The organism is Stenotrophomonas sp. KH_052, from assembly GCF_057838755.1.
The window spans coordinates 3,319,547-3,335,543 of sequence record NZ_CM174475.1; the positions used below are offsets into that span (position 1 = coordinate 3,319,547).

Consider the following 15,997-nt stretch of genomic DNA (forward strand, 5'->3'; position numbering starts at 1 on the left):
ATGAACACCCTTTCTTCCGCTGGCACTGCCGGCGACGATGCCCTGCGCCATCACTACCTGCGTATCGACGGCCAGCGCGTGCATTGCGTGTCGGCAGGCAGCGGCCAGCCCGTACTGCTGATCCCTGGCTGGCCGCAGACCTGGTATGCCTGGCGCCATGTGCTGCATGCGCTGGCAGCCGCCGGTTTCGAGGCCATCGCGGTCGATCCGCCTGGCATTGGAGAATCCGATCGCCCCGTGCATGGCTACGACACAGGCAGTGCCGCCGCAGTACTGCACCAGACCATGCAGGCGCTGGGTCACGAACGCTACCAGGTGGTCGGCCACGACATCGGCATGTGGATCGCCTATGCGCTGGCCAGCGACCAACCGCAGGCCGTGCAGCAGCTGGCCGTCACCGAAGCGGTCATCCCCGGGCTGGCGCCGGAGCCGGGCATCTTCGCTGCGCCGGCCGACAACATCTTCCTCTGGCACTTCATGTTCAACCAGGTGACCGACCTGCCGGAAGCACTGATCACCGGACGCGAGCGCGCCTATCTGGAATTCATGTTCGACCGCTGGTCATACCGCCGTGATGCTGTTGCCGCCGATACCTACATTGCCGCTTACAGTCGGCCCGGTGCACTGCGCGCCGGCTTCGCCTGGTACCGAGCGATTCCGGAAACGATCCGCCAGAACCAGCTGCGTGCGCAACGCCGCCTGGCCATGCCGGTGCTGGCGATCGGCGCCGAGCATGCCACCGCCGATGCACCGATGCTGACCCTGCAACCACACGCCGATGACCTGCGTGGCAGCATCGTGCCGGGCTGTGGCCACTTCATCATGGAGGAAGCACCGCAGGCGTTCCTGGAACAGCTGCTGCCGTTCCTGCTGGAGGCGCGTCATGCCGCTTGAACCCACACTGCAGCAGTTCGTCGATGCGGTCGCCGCACATCCGCTACCGGAGGACCTGCGCGAACTGCGCGCGATAAGCGAGACCGCGCTGCCGCAGCTGCAGGGTGCAGTGCAGCCGGTCGCACACGTGATCGAACACAGCGTGGTCGCACGTGACGGGCAGGCGCTGGAAGTGCGCCTGTATACCCCCGAAGGGCTGCCTGACGGACCGGCGCCGGCCCTGTTGTTCGCGCATGGCGGCGGCTGGTTCCAGTGTTCGCTGGCAGTCTATGACGGTCCCTGCCGCGCGATGGCCAATGCCAGTGGTTGCGTTGTGGTGGCGGTCGGCTACCGGCTGGCCCCGGAGCATCCGTTCCCGGTGCCGCTGCATGATGTCGCTGACGCCTGGCAGTGGCTGCAGATCAACGCCGCAGGCCTGGGCCTGGACCCGCAACGACTGGCGATCGGGGGCGACAGTGCCGGTGGCAATCTCGCTGCCGCCTGCTGCCTGCTGCTGCGTGATCTCGGCCTGCCGCAGCCGCGCCACCAGTTGCTGCTGTACCCCGCGCTGGATGCCGGCATGGGCAGCGATTCCTACCGCGAGTACGCCAGCGGCTACTACCTCAGCGCCGAACTGATGCAGCGCTGCTGGCAGGCTTATCTGGGTGACATGGATCCGCCGCCTGCACTCGCTTCGCCGGCCCACGCAACGGACCTGTCCGGCCTGGCACCGGCTTCCGTGCTCAGCTGCGAGCACGACCCGCTGCGTGATGAGGCCAAGCACTACGCGGCGCGCCTGCAGTCTGCGAACGTGGCGTGCACGCTGGAGCGGTTGCCCGGGATGATCCATGCCTGCATCCATCTGCATGGAATAGCGGCCTCCGCGGACGTGGCTGTACAGCGCGCGGGGGCCCGGCTGCGTCAGGCACTGGCCTGAACAGGTGGGCCAGTGGCGGGGCCTAACACCGCCACCCTGCCCTCCGCTTGGCAAGCCCCACAGGCAGCGCTACACTGAAAGCCTGCCGTGGGGCCATAGCTCAGCTGGGAGAGCGCGTCGTTCGCAATGACGAGGTCAGGAGTTCGATCCTCCTTGGCTCCACCACTATTCGGAAGAACCCGCAGATCCTGGTGATCTGCGGGTTTTTTCTTTCCTGCATCCCGGTTCAGGCCGGCTCCTCGCCGCCGTCCTTGCGGTGCGGGCTGCGCGAGTGCGCATCGCGCAGCTGTTGATCGCGCTGCCCCGGCCGCTGCTTGGCCACGTCGTCCTGCTTCCTGTCCTGGCGGCTTTCCTGCACGCCCTGCTTCGGGTCGCCGTGATCTTTATCGTGCTCGCTCATCGAAAACTCCCTCGTCGGCAGAGGCCGACGCTGCCTCCACGCTAGAGCGGATCGGGTAAGTCGCCAGTCAGTTCGGTGCGAACGCTGTGTGCAGCCCGCGGCTTGCAGCCATCGGCAAGGTACATCCAGAATCCGACGCACTATGCATATCGGGTGCACCATGCCCTCTTCTGCCCAGCACGCAGCACACGCCGTGCCGATGATCTTCGATGCGACCGACGGCAGCCTCCGGCTCGGCAATATGTCGGCCTTGATCTGCCCCACCCTCTCACTGGATGAAGCGCGCATCGCCTTTGCCACCTTGGCAAGTGGGGAGCGTGATGTCGGCACCGGCTATCGCTGGTTGAGCCTGCACCGGCTCAGCCTGGGCGGTGCGCCCGCTGGCATCAGCCTGTGCTTCCACGGGCAACAGCTCGACATGGTGACGATGGGCGTCAGTCTGCCTGGTGCGACGTTGGAAGACGGCTGGCCGACCCAGGTGGCGATCGACGCCGAGGTCGCCTTCATGCGCCGCACGCTGGGCGCGGCGTTGGGTCGCAAGCTGAGCGGCGGCCACGCCCGGTTCGACTGGGGCGAAGCCTGGGCCCGTTTCGATCCGAAAGGCTTCATGGCCAGCAGCGGCATTCGCTACTCACCACGCACGTAACCGCGCTCAGGTACGGGTGATCGACACGCCACCCTCCACGCGCATCGCGGTACCGGTGACGAAACTGCTTTCATCGCTGGCCAGGAACAGCGCCGCATTGGCGATTTCTTCCGGTTCGGCCAGGCGCTTGAGTGCGTGCAGCGAGCGCACGAAATCACGCGCATCGCCCGTAGGCGCCGCCTGCCGCCCCATCTCGGTATCGGTGCCACCGGGCAGCAGCACGTTGCTGCGCACGCCACGCGCCCCGTATTCGGCGGCGATCACCTGGCTCAGGCCGATCAGCCCGGCCTTGCTCGACGCATAGGCCGCCATGCCCGGGAAGCCCACGGTGTGGCCGACAAAGGTGCCGACAAACACCAGCGAGCCACCGCCGCGTGCCAGCAATGCCGGCAACTGCGCGCGTGCGGCATGGAAGGCCGCATCGAGATTGGTGGCCATCACCTCGCGCCAGGCATCCACCGGGAACTCCGCTGCCGGTACACCGGGGCCGAGCATGCCGGCATTGTTGAGCGCGATGTCCAGACCACCGAAGGACTGCTGGGCCAGATCGACCAGCGCCTGCGCCGTGCCCGGATCAGCCACATCCGCCGCATGCACCACCACCTCGCCACCAGCGGCGCGGATCTGTTCGGCCAGTCCCTGCAGCGGCTCCGGCCGCCGTGCGTTGAGCACCAGCTTTGCTCCTTCGGCAGCGAAGCGCAGCGCGCTGGCGCGACCGATGCCGGCACTGGCACCGGTGATGAGAGCGATCTTGTTGTTCAGGCGCATGGTCGTGGTACCGGTTGTGAAGTGGCCGCCACGATGCCGTGCCTTCGGCCCGCCAACACTCCGTTTCCGGGCCTCACAGATGAGTGCAGGAAACGGAGTTTCCGCAGCACCGGCACGTGCCAGAATCCGGCCATGGACAGTACCGCCACCACCCTCGATGCCCGCGTCGAACGGGTCTGCCGCCACCTGCAGACCAGCCTCGACGAACCCTCGCTGCAGGAACTGGCGGACATCGCCGGCTGCAGCCCGACCCGTCTGCATCGCCTGTTCAAGCAGGCCACCGGATTGACCCCCAAGCAGTACGCCGCCGCGCTGCGCGCCGACCGCCTGCGCACCGGGCTGGAACAACAGGAACGCATCACCGACGCCTTCCACGATGCTGGCTTCGGTTCCAGTGGACGCTTCTACGAGAACGCACCGAAGTTGCTGGGCATGACGCCCAAGCAATGGCGCGCAGGGGGGCGCGGCGAAGTCATCCACTTCGCGCTTGCCGAAAGTTCACTGGGCAGCGTGCTGGTGGCCAGCAGCGGGACCGGCGTGGTCGCGATCCTGCTCGGCGACGATCCGGAGACGCTGCTGCAGTCATTGCAGCAACGCTTTCGCCAGGCCGAACTGGTCGGCGCCGACCAGGGCTACGAGCAACTAGTGGCACAGGTCGTAGGCCTGGTCGAGGATCCTTCGCGAGGCGCCACGCTGCCGCTGGATATCCGCGGCACCGCCTTCCAGCAACGGGTGTGGCAGGCGCTGCAGCAGATTCCGCGCGGGCAGACCGCGTCGTATGCGGATGTTGCCGCGCGCATCGGCGCGCCGCGCTCGAGCCGTGCGGTGGCACGCGCATGCGCAAGCAACCCGCTCGCGGTGGCAGTCCCCTGCCACCGCGTGGTCCGCCGCGATGGCGACCTGTCCGGCTACGCCTGGGGCGTGGCCCGCAAGCGTGAACTGCTGCGCCGGGAAAAGGCAGCCAACGGCTGATGCAACCGGGTAGCTGCCGACCTTGGTCGGCACACCGCCAAGTCCTCAATCCAGCTTCACCACCAGCTTGCCGAAGTTGCGCCCCTGCAACAGCCCGAAGAACGCCTCCGGTGCATTCTCCAGCCCTTCCACCACATCCTCGCGGTACTGGATGCGGCCGTCGCGCAGCCACTGCGGCATCTCGCGTTCGAAGTCCGGCCACAGGTGGTTGAAGTCGTGCACGATGAAACCACGCACGGTCAGGCGCTGGCGCAGGATCTGGCTGAACAGTGCGGGCAACCGGTCCGGGCCGGGCTGCTCGACGCCCCGCTCGTTGTAGGTCGCGATGGTGCCGCACACCGGAATGCGGGCGAAGTCGTTGAGCAGCGGCAGCACTGCATCCAGCACATGCCCGCCCACGTTCTCGAAATACACGTCGATACCCCTGGGCACCGCCGCGCGCAGCTGCGCGGCGAAATCAGCGGCGCGATGATCCAGCGCCACGTCCACGCCCAGTGTCTGCAGATAGGCACGCTTGGCTTCGCCACCGGCGATGGCGACCACGCGCGCGCCCTGCAGCTTCGCCAGCTGCGCCACAGTCGCGCCGACCGGCCCGGTCGCGGCTGCCACCACCAGCGTCTCGCCCGGCTTCAGGCGGGCGATTTCATGCAGGCTGGAATAGGCGGTGAAACCGGGCATGCCATACACGCCCAGCGCCGTACTCAACGGCAGGCCGGCCGGATCCAGCCGACGCCCCAGCGCCTTGGCCGGCAGCACCGCGTGGGTCTGCCAGCCACCCGGCGCCAGCACCAGATCACCTGCGGCTACACCCTCGGCGTGGGACTGCAGCACCTCGGCCACGGTCTGCCCTTCCATCACCGCGCCCACCGCCACCGGCGCGGCATACGAGGGGCCCTCGTCCATGCGTCCACGCATGTACGGGTCCAGCGACAGATAACGGTTGCGCAGCAGCACTTCGCCCGGCCCGGGCGCCGGCAGCGTGGCCTGCTCCAGACGGAAATTGCCGGCGGTCGGTGCGCCCTGTGGACGCGAGGCGAGCACGATGCGGGAGGTGGTCGAGGAATCGGACATGGCCAGGTCTCTGCTGTTGCCAGCATCAGGAGAAAGGAGTGCCGACACTACGCCGCAGCGATCCCCGATGGCGGCCATGAAAACAGCGTTCCATTGCCCGGACCGGCGCGGGTCCGGCACGGCCCTTGCCCTTGCAGCATTGGCGCTTGCGGCGACCTGCTGATTTCCATCGCAGACGATGATCGGTTGACCATGCCCCGCCCCACGACGGAGGATCAAGCACTTGCGAGCGCGCAGACGGCAATGTGAAGAAATCTTGGCAAAACGCTTGCCGAAGGCAGCCGACCTCCGTAATATACGCGTCCTTGGCAGCGACCTCGCTGCAACGAAACATGTGGCCGAGTAGCTCAGTTGGTAGAGCAGGGGATTGAAAATCCCCGTGTCGGCGGTTCGATTCCGTCTTCGGCCACCACTTTCGAAGGCCTGCAGAAATGCGGGTCTTTTTTTTCCGGAAACCGGGTTTGATCACGGTTGCCGCACAATTTGGCCGAGTAGCTCAGTTGGTAGAGCAGGGGATTGAAAATCCCCGTGTCGGCGGTTCGATTCCGTCTTCGGCCACCATCTTCAGAGACCTGCAGAAATGCAGGTCTTTTTTTGTCTGCGATCTGCCATCCACGCAAGGCCTGGATCCATGCCAGGCCAGCGCCGCCTGGTTGACGAAACGTTTACACCACCGCGCGCCGTGCCACCTACGCTCCAGACTCCTGCTTGGAGCCGCCCATGCATCTTCGCCCCGCCCTGCTCGCCTGCCTGCTGCTGGCCGCCTCCCCGGTGATCGCCGCCGAACCGGTACGCGCAGTCGACACGCTGGACATCGATCGCTACGCAGGCCAGTGGCACGAGATCGCGCATCTTCCGGTGTCGTTCCAGAAGCAGTGCGTTGGCGAAATCACCGCCAACTACGGGCTGCGCCGCGATAGCCGCATCAGTGTCACCAATGCCTGCCGCAACGGCGACGGAGAACGCGTGGTTGCTGAAGGCGTGGCACGCCCGGTTGCCGGCCATCCCGGCCAACTGCAGGTGCGCTTCGTGCCGGACTGGCTGAGCTGGGTGCCACTGGTCTGGGCGGACTACTGGGTCCTGGCACTGGACCCGGACTATCAGTGGGCGTTGGTCGGTGAGCCGGACCGTAAGTACCTGTGGATCCTCTCGCGCCTGCCGGAAATGGATCGCGCCCGGTTCGAACAGTTGAAAGAGAAAGCCGAGACGATGGGCTACGACCTCGGCCCACTGCGCCTGATGGCTCCGATTCGCGACACGCCCGCCGACTGAACCGCGCCGCATCCGGCGCACCACGCGCGCGCCATCCGGCGCCGCGCACGCCCGGCCGCCATCTTCACGCGCTACCCTCTGCGACGGGTCGCCACAGGCGATCCAAACGACCATACGCCGTAGTATGCTTATCCAACGCACCCCTCCAGAGGACCTGCGCCCATGCTCCACCGTTTCCGTATCGCCTTGATCGTCCTGTGCACCCTCGCCCTTGTTGCCTGCAACAACGGCATCGTCAAGCGTGTTTCGGAACCGGCGGCCAGCCTGCAGCAACTGACCGTGCGCGCCGACGGCAACTGGACCGTAGCCCTGCGCCTGCAGAACTACAGCTCGATGCCGATGACCTTCGATGATGTCTCCCTGGCCCTGACCGTCGGCGACACCGAAGCCGGCACCCTGCAGGCCAAGCCCGGCATCTCCATCGGCGGCACCTCGGCCGACGTCATCAATGTCGACCTCGTGCCCAGCTCGGCCGCACGCCTGGTGGTGGCCGACGCACTGGCCGGCAATCGCACCCTCGCTTATGGCCTGAAGGGTTCGGTGGCGGCCACGCCGCAGGAAAAGAAGCAGCGCAGCTTCGACATCATCAGCCGCAGCACCCTCAACCAGGCCCCGGGCCTGCCCGGCGTGCTGCGCTGACTCCACTTTCCGCCGCGGCGCCTGCCGCCGCTCCCCCTGTCCCTGATCGAGACGTACCTGATGAGCAGCTACACCGCCCCGCTTTCCGACCTCCGTTTCGGCCTGCACGACGTGCTCAAGGTCGAACCCCTGTTCGCCCGCCTGGGCTTCACCGACGCCACCGCCGACGTGGTCGATGCCGTGCTGGAAGAAGCCGGCCGTTTCAGCGCCACCGTGCTGGCACCGCTCAACAGCGTCGGCGATGAGATCGGCTGCGTGCTCGACCAGGCCAGCGGCGAAGTGACCACCCCGCCCGGCTTCAAGCAGGCCTATGACCAGTTCGTGGACGGCGGCTGGACCGGCCTGACCGCCGCACCGGAGCTGGGCGGCCAGGGCCTGCCGCACACTCTGGGCGTGCCGCTCAACGAAATGATCAATGCCGCCAACCTCGCCTGGGGCAACTTCCCGCTGCTCTCGCACGGCGCCATCGAAGCCCTGAAGCAGCACGGCGAAGCGTGGCAGCACGAGGCCTTCCTGAAGCCACTGATCGAGGGCCGCTGGACCGGCACCATGTGCCTGACCGAACCGCATTGCGGCACCGACCTGGGCCTGCTCAAGACCAAGGCCGAGCCGAATGCCGACGGCAGCTATTCGATCACCGGCACCAAGATCTTCATCACCGCCGGCGAGCACGACCTGACCGGCAACATCGTGCACCTGGTGCTGGCCAAGCTGCCTGACGCGCCCCCGGGTGCGAAGGGCATCTCGCTGTTCGTCACCCCGAAATTCAAGGTCGACCGCGATGGCAATGTCGGCGAGCGCAACGCGCTGCGCTGCGGCTCGATCGAGCACAAGATGGGCATCAAGGGTTCGGTCACCTGCGTGATGAACTTCGATGGTGCGCAGGGCTACCTGGTCGGCCAGCCGCACAAGGGCCTGCAGGCCATGTTCACCATGATGAACACTGCGCGCCTGGGCGTCGGCCTGCAGGGTATCGGCCTGTCCGAGCGCGCCTACCAGAACGCGCTGAAATACAGCCGCGAGCGCCTGCAGTCGCGTTCGCTCAGCGGCGCCAAATTCCCGGACAAGCCGGCCGACCCGATCCTGGTGCACCCGGACGTGCGCCGCATGCTGCTGACGATCAAGTCGCTGGTCGAAGGCAGCCGTCTGCTGGCACTGCACGCGGCCACCCTGATCGACGTCGCCCACCACGCCGACGATGCCGCCGAGCGTGAGCGCGCCGACACCCTGGTGAGCTTCCTGACCCCGATCTCCAAGGCCTGCCAGACCGAATGGGGTATCGAGAACACCTACAACGCCCTGCAGTGCTTCGGCGGCCACGGCTACATCCGCGAACACGGCATGGAGCAGTTGGCCCGCGATGCGCGCATCACCACGCTGTATGAAGGCACCACCGGCATCCAGGCGCTGGACCTGATCGGCCGCAAGACCGCCTCCAGTCAGGGCGCCGGCCTGAAGCTGATGCTGGCCGAGATCGAGGCGTTCGCCAAGGCCAACGAGGGCAACGAAGCGCTGGCCGAGTTCATCGGCCCGCTGCGCGCCAAGGCCGCCGAATGGGGCAAGCTGACCATGGATGTGCTGCAGCGCTCGGCCGCCAATCCGGACGAACTCGGCGCGGCCAGCTACGACTACCTGTTCTATTCGGGTTACGTGGTGCTGGCCTACTGGTGGGCCCGCAGCGTGGCCGCCGCCGATGCCAGCGCGCATGGCGCCGCCTTCGCCCAGGGCAAGCGCGAGACCGCACGGTTCTACTTCGCCCGCGTGTTGCCGCGCACGCTCAGCCACGCCGCCGCGATCCAGGCCGGCGCCGCCCCGCTGATGGCGATGGACGACGAGCGCTTCGGCGCCTGAGCCGGGCGGCGCCCGGCACCCGCGGTAGTGCCGGCCGCTGGCCGGCAACCGCAACAGCAACAGCTGCATCCCGGTGGATGGCGGGACGGTATGGGCTGGCAGGACACGCCGTAAACCCATCCTTGGGGGCTCGATGGCGCCATCCATGGCGCCAACGGTCCTGCCAACCCACACCGCCCCGCCTCTGACAGTCCCCCGCGATCTGCCGTAGATCCACGCCACGCGTGGATGGAAACCACCGAAATCCATCTGGAGAAAAGCCCCCCCTTTGTTAAGGGGGGCGCACCGACAGGTGCGGGGGATAGGAGGAATGCGCGGACCTGAATCTTGCGATTTGGGTATCGCCCTCCAGGCGATACCCAAATCGCAATGATTCAGGTATAAGCTGTTCTCCCGATGGAGACAGACACTACACGCTTGGGTCTGATCGAAGCCGGAGCCCCGATTTCTGCTCCGGGCGCCGAAGCATCGCCCAACGCCACGACGCTGCATCGCCCCGGTTCGGTCCGGCTGCTCTCGCTTGATGCCCACGGACGCGTACTGGACTGGATCACCTGGCAGGATGCCGCCTGCCTCTACGCCCGCGAAGCGGTGGCCTGGACACTCGGCGACCCCTGCCTGCACATCCACGGCGGCATCAACCGCTTCAGCGGCCTGCAGAGCGGGATGGACCTGCACCCGATCATCGCCGCGCGTGGCCATGCCCGCTCCCGTGCGATCGACCCCACACCGAACCTGACCAACCCGGCCCTGTTCGCCCGCGACGCCCACCTGTGCATGTATTGCGGCCAGCAGTTCGGCCGCCCCACGCTCACCCGCGACCACGTCATGCCGCTGTCCAAGGGCGGCCTGGACTGCTGGGAAAACGTGGTCACCGCCTGCTTCCACTGCAACTCGCGCAAGAGCGACCGCACGCCCCAGCAGGCCGGCATGCCACTGCTGGCGGTGCCCTACCGGCCCAGCTGGATCGAGCACCTGATCCTGTCCAACCGCAACATCCTGGCCGACCAGATGGCCTTCCTGAAGGCGCAATTGCCCAAGCGGTCAAAACTGAGCACCTGAATCGCCGAAAATGCAACCCTCACCGTCCTGTCACGGACGGCGGCGTTTGCTTGCCCCACCCCCGTTTGAGGGCGAAAATGGGCGTTCAGAACAAGTGCGAACATGATGATCGACTCTGCCCGCTATCCCCGCCTCGCGCGCATCCAGACACCGGATGACCTGCGCACGTTCGACGAATCCGAATTGACGGCGGTCGCCGATGAACTGCGCGCCTACCTGATCGAATCGGTGGGCAAGAGCGGCGGCCACTTCGCCGCCGGCCTGGGCGTGATCGAACTCACCGTGGCCCTGCACTACCTGTACCAGACCCCGGTCGATCAGCTGGTCTGGGACGTCGGTCACCAGACCTATCCGCACAAGATCCTGACCGGTCGCCGCGACGAGATCCATACCGTCAAGCAGAAGGACGGCGTCGCGCCGTTCCCGAAGCGCGAGGAAAGCGAATACGATACCTTCGGCGTTGGCCACTCTTCGACCTCGATCTCGGCCGCGCTCGGCATGGCCATCGCCCGCCAGTCCGAAGGCGACGACCGCAAGGTCGTGGCGGTGATCGGTGACGGCGCGATGACCGCCGGCATGGCGTTCGAGGCGCTGATGCACGCCGGTGGCATGGAGCCCGAGCCGAACCTGCTGGTGATCCTCAACGACAACAACATGTCGATCTCCGAAGCGGTTGGCGGCCTGACCAAGATGCTGGGCCGCGCCACCGGCAGCCGCACGCTCAACGCACTGCGCGAAGGCGGCAAGAAGATCCTGGGCGACAAGAAGAACAATCCCGCGCGCTTCGTGAAGCGCTGGGAAGAACACTGGAAGGGCATGTTCGTGCCGTCCACGATGTTCGAGGAAATGGGCTTCCACTACACCGGCCCGATCGACGGCCATGACCTGCCGGCGCTGCTGTCCGCGCTGAAGACGCTGCGCGCCTCCAAGGGCCCGAAGCTGCTGCACGTGATGACCACCAAGGGCAAGGGCTACGAGCCGGCCGAAGGCGACCAGATCGGTTACCACGCGGTGGGCCCGTTCGATCCGGACAAGGGGCTGGTAGCCAAGGCCGGTGCCAAGAAGCCGACCTACACCGATGTATTCAGCGACTGGCTGTGCGATGCCGCCGCCGTCGAGCCGCACCTGTACGGCATCACCCCGGCGATGCGCGAAGGCTCCGGCCTGGTGCGTTTCAGCAAGGAATACCCGCAGCGCTATTTCGACGTGGCGATCGCCGAGCAGCACGCGGTTACCCTCGCCGCCGGCATGGCTACCCAGGGTGGCAAGCCGGTGGTGGCGATCTATTCCACCTTCCTGCAGCGCGCGTACGACCAGCTGGTGCACGACGTGGCGATCCAGGACCTGGACGTGCTGTTTGCGATCGATCGCGCCGGCGTGGTCGGCCCGGACGGCGCAACCCACGCCGGCAACCTCGACCTGAGCTTCCTGCGCTGCGTGCCGAACCTGGTGGTGATGGCACCGTCCAATGAAGCCGAGTGCCGGCAGATGCTCAGCACCGGCCTGCAGCACCCGGGCCCGGCCGCCGTGCGCTACCCGCGTGGTACCGGCACCGGCGTGGCCGCCGGCAGCGACCTGTCCACGCTGCCGATCGGCAAGGGCGAGCTGCGCCTGCAGGGCAGCCGTATTGCCCTGCTGGCCTTCGGCAGCACCGTCGCCGCGGCCGAACAGGTCGGCCGCGAACTGGGCCTGAGCGTGGTCAACATGCGCTTCATCAAGCCGCTTGACCGCGAGCTGGTGCTGGCTGTCGCCGCCGAGCACGAGGGCCTGGTGACGATCGAAGACAACGTGGTGGCCGGTGGTGCCGGTTCCGGTGTCGGCGAGCTGCTCAATGCCGAGGGCGTGCTGCGCCCGATCCTGCACCTGGGCCTGCCCGACAGCTACCAGCACCACGCCAGCCGCGAGGACCTGCTGGCTGAAGCCGGTATTGATGCCGCCGGCATCCGCGCGGCAGTGCTCAAGCGCTGGCCGCAACTGGCAACCGGCACCCCGCCGCTGAGCGCGGCCGGCTGAGGCCGGTCAGCACCACCCAGTGGATCCACGCCATGCGTGGATGGCGGAACCCCGAAAACGCGCCCCGGCCGTCAGCCGTAGCTGACCGCCTCCACGAAGGCACCACTGGCCTCCACGCGCACCGCCGCACGCTGCCCGGTATCGACAAAGTGCAGGCGTGCGAGGGTTTCGGCGAAATCGTAGGCACGGGCGCCATCGCGGAACTCGATAGGCTCCGGCCTGTCCGGGTGCAGCACGCGCCATTGGCGCTGTTCGCATTGCAGGCGGATCAACATGCGGCTCACTCCTTGAGGCAGCGTATCGACGTTGGCGTACGACCGAGCCGATACCGGCACGGACTGTCGTTGCAGATCAGGGACACCCGAGGGCGCCCTGATCGCAGAAGATACGTTGTTCAAAATGTGAGCTGTATCAGATTATTCTGATTTTCGAGGGGGACGCTCAGTTCACCTGGAACTGCGCCCGGCAGCCGTTGCTGACCCAGATGCCCCGACGGTCCCAACCCCAGGTCTGGCCTTCGATGCAGGCGCTGCGCGAATCCTGGCGGACCATGCGCACGCCACGGCGGATGCGGGCTTCGCAGTACTCCTGGCGGTGGCCGTTGGAATGACAGGTGACGACCTCGCCACCACCCCAACCGTTGCCGTTGCCCCAACCGCCCCCATTGCCCCAGCCACCACCGCGGCGGTATTCACCGACAAACTCGGCACGGCAGCCCTGGGTGACCCAGACCCCGTAGCGCGACTGCCCCCAGGTTTCGCCCTCGACGCACGGCGAACCCGACAACTGGCGGATCATCCGCGCCCGGCCTTCCAGGCGGCACTCATTGCTGCGGTTCTTGATCGACTCGCAGCGCACGATGCCGCTGCCTTCACGACCGCCATAGCGATCATCGTCATAACCGTAGCCATAGCTCTGTGCCTGTGCGCCACCGGCGGCTGCCAGCATCGGCAACAGGGTGCAGGCCAGGGTGCGCCAGGGGAGTGCCTTGCCCATCGATATCTCCAGATGAATACGATGGCGCAAGCATCAGTGATTCCCGACGCGGCGCACAGGGGGCGTGCAACGACGGTTCTTTCCCCATTCAAACAACCCAACCGTGGCTGACCGCGCCACCGTCGGCAGCGCGTCACCCGACGATGAGCGCGTCCACGGCATTTCCGAGCGCCTCAACCCGTACCCGGCTGGGCTGGCCGGTACGACGGTGGTGCTCCAGCGCCAGTGCGGCGGCGGCGTCGAACGCGTCGGCACCGCGCGCATAGCGGGCGGCATCATCCGCGTGCGGGTCCAGCACGGACCAGTGCTGGGTGTTGCATCGGACAGTAAAGACCATGGAAGGCTCCTGTGGGTTCGAAGATTCGTCGGCGGGTTCCGCCGCCAGTACCCCGTCAGGCTAGCCAGCGCCTCAGGAGAGGCCTATCAGATTTGTACGAAAATGCCTCGTCATTCGGTCGGCCACCCCCTGCCCTCACATCGCTGAGTCCGTTTACCGAATTCATTTCGTGATCCTTGTCACGGAGTCAGCACGGCTTCACACTACTGTCACCAACAGGGGCCCCCTCCACATGCGCACCTTCTTTTTCCAGCAGCGTTCAACGCTTCTGAAGTTCTACTTCGTGGCTTGCTATCTGGTGCTGATCGAGGAACTGATCCGCGCCGTCGTGTAGAGAGCGCTTGCTGAAGGGTTATTTGCGACAGACACTGTCGCTTTAGGCACGGAGCCGGCCCGATGAAAGCGTTTCTCCTGATTCCCCTCCTGATGCTCCTGACCGCCTGCGCGAGCCAGGACAAGGCAGCTGCGCGCGCTGACGCGGCAGCGGCTGCGCCGGCCACACCGATGGTCGGCGGTGACCGCGACGCCCACGGCTGCATCGGCTCGGCCGGCTACCAGTGGTGCGAACACAGCCAGCGCTGCGAGCGTCCGTGGGAACTGGCACAAGCCCAGGGCCTGGCCAATACCGCCGAGGCCATTGATGCGTACTGCGCGAAGCCGGCCAGCCCGGCACGAAAGTGAGGCGCGCACACCATGGCTGAGCTGAGCCCGCTACCCACCCTGGGCCCGGGTCGCTACCGCCACTTCAAGGGCGGCGAGTACGAAGTGCTCGATATCGTCCGCAGCAGCGAGACGCTGGAGCCACTGGTGCTGTATCGCGCGCTCTATGGCGAAGGTGGCCTGTGGGTGCGCCCGTACGCCATGTTCGTCGAACAGGTACCGGGCGAACACGGACCGCAGCCGCGTTTTGCCCGCATCGACGCATGACGGTTCCGCTGCCGGCCCTGGCCGGCAGCGCGGTACCGCCACGGGCCTGCGTTACAATCGTACCGTCCAGTCGGTTTCTTCCCGCCATGTCCGCATCCCCCTCCCGTTCGCGCCGCAAGGCGCCCGACAGCGTGCGCCAGTCATTGCTGCAGGCAACCATTGAAGTGATCGGCCGTCATGGCCTGGCCGCGCTGACCGTGCAGGACGTCGCGCAGGCCGCCGGTGTCAGCAAGGGTGCGCTGTTCCATCATTTCAGCAGCAAGCAGGCACTGGTGGATGAAGCCATCGGCGCACTTATTGGCGAATTCGAAGCACGCGTGCGCGCCCTGCTGCTGCAGAACGCACCTGGCCATGGCTGCTTCAGCCGTGCCTATGTGCAGGCCAACTTCGAGCACTTGCTGCAGCAGGAAGAAGACAACGACATCGGCCTGACCCTCGGCAATCTGATGGAACCGGCCCTACTGGCGCACTGGCGCACCTGGAAGCGCGCGATGCTGGCCGAATTCCCTGACGAAGCCAACGACGCACGGTTGTATGCCGCGCGCTGTGCCGCCGACGGCTACTGGGCCACCGCCTATGGCCGGCCGCTGGATGAAGAGGAGCGCCTCAACGCCCTGGCCATGGCCGAGCAGGCCCTGAAGCTGTGCGACCCGTTGTGAGCCGGAGCCTGTAATGAACCCCTACGCCTATCTCGCCGCTGCGATCGTGCTGGAAGTGATCGCCACCTCGCTGCTGAAGGCGTCCGATGGCATGAGCCGTCTGGCACCGACACTGGGCGCATTGGTCGGTTACGGCCTGTGCTTCTACCTGCTGTCAGTGACGATGAAGTCGATCCCGACCGGCATCGCCTATGCGATCTGGTCCGGTGTCGGCATCGTGCTGATCTCGCTGATCGGGCTGGTAGTCTTCAAGCAGCGCCTGGATGCACCGGCGCTGATCGGCATCGGGCTGATCTGTGCCGGCGTGCTGGTGATCAACCTTTTCTCGCACAGCAGCGCACACTGAGCACACTGCTGCGCGGTCAACGCTAGCTGACCTTCTTCGCTACGGTCATGCCGAGCAGGAACAGCACCACGGCGATGATGATGCCGGCCCAGAACAGGAACTTGGCGATGCCGACCGCGGCGCCAGCAATGCCGCCGAAGCCGAGCACGCCCGCAATGACGCCGATGATGGCGAAGATGATGGCCCACTTGATCATGTCAAACCTTTCCCCGTGGGGACTGCGTACTG

The 15,997-nt window shown here is 66.4% G+C and carries 20 protein-coding genes and 3 tRNA genes; 16 read left to right on the plus strand and 7 right to left on the minus strand.

What is annotated here, in order from left to right:
• The 3 genes from AC3ITW_RS15315 to AC3ITW_RS15325 all read left to right on the plus strand — a co-directional run bounded on the left by AC3ITW_RS15315 (position 1) and on the right by AC3ITW_RS15325 (position 1,975).
• Entirely contained in the window at positions 1-894 is an 894-nt protein-coding gene (locus AC3ITW_RS15315) for an alpha/beta fold hydrolase (RefSeq protein ID WP_100435030.1), read from the plus strand.
• Complete coding sequence (locus tag AC3ITW_RS15320; protein WP_489389701.1) at positions 884-1,810, plus strand: alpha/beta hydrolase; 927 nt, start codon at positions 884-886, stop codon at positions 1,808-1,810. Before AC3ITW_RS15315 ends, AC3ITW_RS15320 begins: the two co-directional genes overlap by 11 nt.
• An 89-nt stretch (positions 1,811-1,899) precedes the next feature.
• Positions 1,900-1,975 (plus strand) — tRNA-Ala (locus AC3ITW_RS15325).
• A gap of 61 nt (positions 1,976-2,036) precedes the next feature.
• Here AC3ITW_RS15325 and AC3ITW_RS15330 read toward each other — a convergent pair.
• Positions 2,037-2,210 (minus strand): hypothetical protein, encoded by a 174-nt coding sequence (locus tag AC3ITW_RS15330; protein ID WP_202908194.1) that lies wholly within the window; start codon positions 2,208-2,210, stop codon positions 2,037-2,039.
• A gap of 160 nt (positions 2,211-2,370) precedes the next feature.
• Here AC3ITW_RS15330 and AC3ITW_RS15335 point away from each other — a divergent pair, with 160 nt between their 5' ends.
• Positions 2,371-2,856, plus strand: coding sequence for a hypothetical protein (locus tag AC3ITW_RS15335; protein WP_100435031.1), 486 nt, complete (start codon positions 2,371-2,373; stop codon positions 2,854-2,856).
• 6 nt (positions 2,857-2,862) lie between these two features.
• Here the strand turns inward: AC3ITW_RS15335 and AC3ITW_RS15340 are convergent, their stop codons facing one another.
• Positions 2,863-3,624 carry an SDR family oxidoreductase gene (locus tag AC3ITW_RS15340; protein WP_100435032.1) on the minus strand — a complete coding sequence of 254 codons (762 nt, stop codon included), beginning with the start codon at positions 3,622-3,624 and terminating at the stop codon, positions 2,863-2,865.
• A gap of 132 nt (positions 3,625-3,756) precedes the next feature.
• On the opposite strand from AC3ITW_RS15340, the gene AC3ITW_RS15345 reads away from it, so the two are divergent.
• Positions 3,757-4,596 (plus strand): bifunctional transcriptional activator/DNA repair enzyme AdaA, encoded by an 840-nt coding sequence (locus tag AC3ITW_RS15345; RefSeq protein WP_100435033.1) that lies wholly within the window; start codon positions 3,757-3,759, stop codon positions 4,594-4,596.
• A 45-nt stretch (positions 4,597-4,641) separates the two neighbouring features.
• On the opposite strand, the gene AC3ITW_RS15350 is transcribed toward AC3ITW_RS15345, so the two are convergent.
• Entirely contained in the window at positions 4,642-5,667 is a 1,026-nt protein-coding gene (locus AC3ITW_RS15350) for an NADP-dependent oxidoreductase (RefSeq protein WP_489389702.1), read from the minus strand.
• A gap of 336 nt (positions 5,668-6,003) precedes the next feature.
• On the opposite strand from AC3ITW_RS15350, the gene AC3ITW_RS15355 reads away from it, so the two are divergent.
• The 7 genes from AC3ITW_RS15355 to dxs all read left to right on the plus strand — a co-directional run bounded on the left by AC3ITW_RS15355 (position 6,004) and on the right by dxs (position 12,504).
• Positions 6,004-6,079 (plus strand) — tRNA-Phe (locus tag AC3ITW_RS15355).
• Positions 6,080-6,152: 73 nt separating this feature from the next.
• Positions 6,153-6,228 (plus strand) — tRNA-Phe (locus AC3ITW_RS15360).
• Between the two features lie 159 nt (positions 6,229-6,387).
• Complete coding sequence (locus tag AC3ITW_RS15365; RefSeq protein WP_489389703.1) at positions 6,388-6,939, plus strand: lipocalin family protein; 552 nt, start codon at positions 6,388-6,390, stop codon at positions 6,937-6,939.
• 162 nt (positions 6,940-7,101) lie between these two features.
• Entirely contained in the window at positions 7,102-7,578 is a 477-nt protein-coding gene (locus AC3ITW_RS15370; RefSeq protein WP_485617151.1) for an LEA/WHy family protein, read from the plus strand.
• 60 nt (positions 7,579-7,638) lie between these two features.
• Positions 7,639-9,429 carry an acyl-CoA dehydrogenase C-terminal domain-containing protein gene (locus tag AC3ITW_RS15375; protein ID WP_012511679.1) on the plus strand — a complete coding sequence of 597 codons (1,791 nt, stop codon included), beginning with the start codon at positions 7,639-7,641 and terminating at the stop codon, positions 9,427-9,429.
• Between the two features lie 396 nt (positions 9,430-9,825).
• Positions 9,826-10,491, plus strand: coding sequence for an HNH endonuclease (locus tag AC3ITW_RS15380; protein ID WP_006380400.1), 666 nt, complete (start codon positions 9,826-9,828; stop codon positions 10,489-10,491).
• Positions 10,492-10,596: 105 nt separating this feature from the next.
• Positions 10,597-12,504, plus strand: coding sequence for a 1-deoxy-D-xylulose-5-phosphate synthase (gene dxs / locus AC3ITW_RS15385; protein ID WP_489390369.1), 1,908 nt, complete (start codon positions 10,597-10,599; stop codon positions 12,502-12,504).
• Between the two features lie 71 nt (positions 12,505-12,575).
• Here the strand turns inward: dxs and AC3ITW_RS15390 are convergent, their stop codons facing one another.
• From AC3ITW_RS15390 to AC3ITW_RS15400, 3 genes are all read right to left on the minus strand, one after another.
• Positions 12,576-12,779, minus strand: coding sequence for a hypothetical protein (locus tag AC3ITW_RS15390; protein ID WP_005417823.1), 204 nt, complete (start codon positions 12,777-12,779; stop codon positions 12,576-12,578).
• 166 nt (positions 12,780-12,945) lie between these two features.
• Positions 12,946-13,500 (minus strand): DUF3011 domain-containing protein, encoded by a 555-nt coding sequence (locus tag AC3ITW_RS15395; RefSeq protein ID WP_153675988.1) that lies wholly within the window; start codon positions 13,498-13,500, stop codon positions 12,946-12,948.
• Positions 13,501-13,633: 133 nt separating this feature from the next.
• Positions 13,634-13,837 carry a hypothetical protein gene (locus tag AC3ITW_RS15400; RefSeq protein ID WP_012511682.1) on the minus strand — a complete coding sequence of 68 codons (204 nt, stop codon included), beginning with the start codon at positions 13,835-13,837 and terminating at the stop codon, positions 13,634-13,636.
• A 396-nt stretch (positions 13,838-14,233) separates the two neighbouring features.
• Here AC3ITW_RS15400 and AC3ITW_RS15405 point away from each other — a divergent pair, with 396 nt between their 5' ends.
• The 4 genes from AC3ITW_RS15405 (at position 14,234) to AC3ITW_RS15420 (ending at position 15,769) form a co-directional block, all read left to right on the plus strand.
• Complete coding sequence (locus AC3ITW_RS15405; protein ID WP_100469066.1) at positions 14,234-14,518, plus strand: hypothetical protein; 285 nt, start codon at positions 14,234-14,236, stop codon at positions 14,516-14,518.
• Positions 14,519-14,530: 12 nt separating this feature from the next.
• Positions 14,531-14,764 carry a DUF1653 domain-containing protein gene (locus tag AC3ITW_RS15410; protein WP_032971752.1) on the plus strand — a complete coding sequence of 78 codons (234 nt, stop codon included), beginning with the start codon at positions 14,531-14,533 and terminating at the stop codon, positions 14,762-14,764.
• A gap of 86 nt (positions 14,765-14,850) precedes the next feature.
• Entirely contained in the window at positions 14,851-15,423 is a 573-nt protein-coding gene (locus AC3ITW_RS15415; RefSeq protein WP_100435039.1) for a TetR/AcrR family transcriptional regulator, read from the plus strand.
• 13 nt (positions 15,424-15,436) lie between these two features.
• Complete coding sequence (locus AC3ITW_RS15420) at positions 15,437-15,769, plus strand: SMR family transporter (protein ID WP_012511687.1); 333 nt, start codon at positions 15,437-15,439, stop codon at positions 15,767-15,769.
• Between the two features lie 22 nt (positions 15,770-15,791).
• Here the strand turns inward: AC3ITW_RS15420 and AC3ITW_RS15425 are convergent, their stop codons facing one another.
• Complete coding sequence (locus tag AC3ITW_RS15425; RefSeq protein WP_006380555.1) at positions 15,792-15,965, minus strand: DUF1328 domain-containing protein; 174 nt, start codon at positions 15,963-15,965, stop codon at positions 15,792-15,794.
• Positions 15,966-15,997: the final 32 nt, after the last annotated feature.

Bases quoted from the DNA above. Each gene is read 5' to 3' on its own strand.
- AC3ITW_RS15315 (WP_100435030.1), top strand. From the start codon at position 1: ATGAACACCCTTTCTTCCGCTGGCACTGCCGGCGACGATGCCCTGCGC.
- AC3ITW_RS15320 (WP_489389701.1), top strand. From the start codon at position 884: ATGCCGCTTGAACCCACACTGCAGCAGTTCGTCGATGCGGTCGCCGCA.
- AC3ITW_RS15330 (WP_202908194.1), bottom strand. From the start codon at position 2,210: ATGAGCGAGCACGATAAAGATCACGGCGACCCGAAGCAGGGCGTGCAG.
- AC3ITW_RS15335 (WP_100435031.1), top strand. From the start codon at position 2,371: ATGCCCTCTTCTGCCCAGCACGCAGCACACGCCGTGCCGATGATCTTC.
- AC3ITW_RS15340 (WP_100435032.1), bottom strand. From the start codon at position 3,624: ATGCGCCTGAACAACAAGATCGCTCTCATCACCGGTGCCAGTGCCGGC.
- AC3ITW_RS15345 (WP_100435033.1), top strand. From the start codon at position 3,757: ATGGACAGTACCGCCACCACCCTCGATGCCCGCGTCGAACGGGTCTGC.
- AC3ITW_RS15350 (WP_489389702.1), bottom strand. From the start codon at position 5,667: ATGTCCGATTCCTCGACCACCTCCCGCATCGTGCTCGCCTCGCGTCCA.
- AC3ITW_RS15365 (WP_489389703.1), top strand. From the start codon at position 6,388: ATGCATCTTCGCCCCGCCCTGCTCGCCTGCCTGCTGCTGGCCGCCTCC.
- AC3ITW_RS15370 (WP_485617151.1), top strand. From the start codon at position 7,102: ATGCTCCACCGTTTCCGTATCGCCTTGATCGTCCTGTGCACCCTCGCC.
- AC3ITW_RS15375 (WP_012511679.1), top strand. From the start codon at position 7,639: ATGAGCAGCTACACCGCCCCGCTTTCCGACCTCCGTTTCGGCCTGCAC.
- AC3ITW_RS15380 (WP_006380400.1), top strand. From the start codon at position 9,826: ATGGAGACAGACACTACACGCTTGGGTCTGATCGAAGCCGGAGCCCCG.
- dxs (WP_489390369.1), top strand. From the start codon at position 10,597: ATGATCGACTCTGCCCGCTATCCCCGCCTCGCGCGCATCCAGACACCG.
- AC3ITW_RS15390 (WP_005417823.1), bottom strand. From the start codon at position 12,779: ATGTTGATCCGCCTGCAATGCGAACAGCGCCAATGGCGCGTGCTGCAC.
- AC3ITW_RS15395 (WP_153675988.1), bottom strand. From the start codon at position 13,500: ATGGGCAAGGCACTCCCCTGGCGCACCCTGGCCTGCACCCTGTTGCCG.
- AC3ITW_RS15400 (WP_012511682.1), bottom strand. From the start codon at position 13,837: ATGGTCTTTACTGTCCGATGCAACACCCAGCACTGGTCCGTGCTGGAC.
- AC3ITW_RS15405 (WP_100469066.1), top strand. From the start codon at position 14,234: ATGAAAGCGTTTCTCCTGATTCCCCTCCTGATGCTCCTGACCGCCTGC.
- AC3ITW_RS15410 (WP_032971752.1), top strand. From the start codon at position 14,531: ATGGCTGAGCTGAGCCCGCTACCCACCCTGGGCCCGGGTCGCTACCGC.
- AC3ITW_RS15415 (WP_100435039.1), top strand. From the start codon at position 14,851: ATGTCCGCATCCCCCTCCCGTTCGCGCCGCAAGGCGCCCGACAGCGTG.
- AC3ITW_RS15420 (WP_012511687.1), top strand. From the start codon at position 15,437: ATGAACCCCTACGCCTATCTCGCCGCTGCGATCGTGCTGGAAGTGATC.
- AC3ITW_RS15425 (WP_006380555.1), bottom strand. From the start codon at position 15,965: ATGATCAAGTGGGCCATCATCTTCGCCATCATCGGCGTCATTGCGGGC.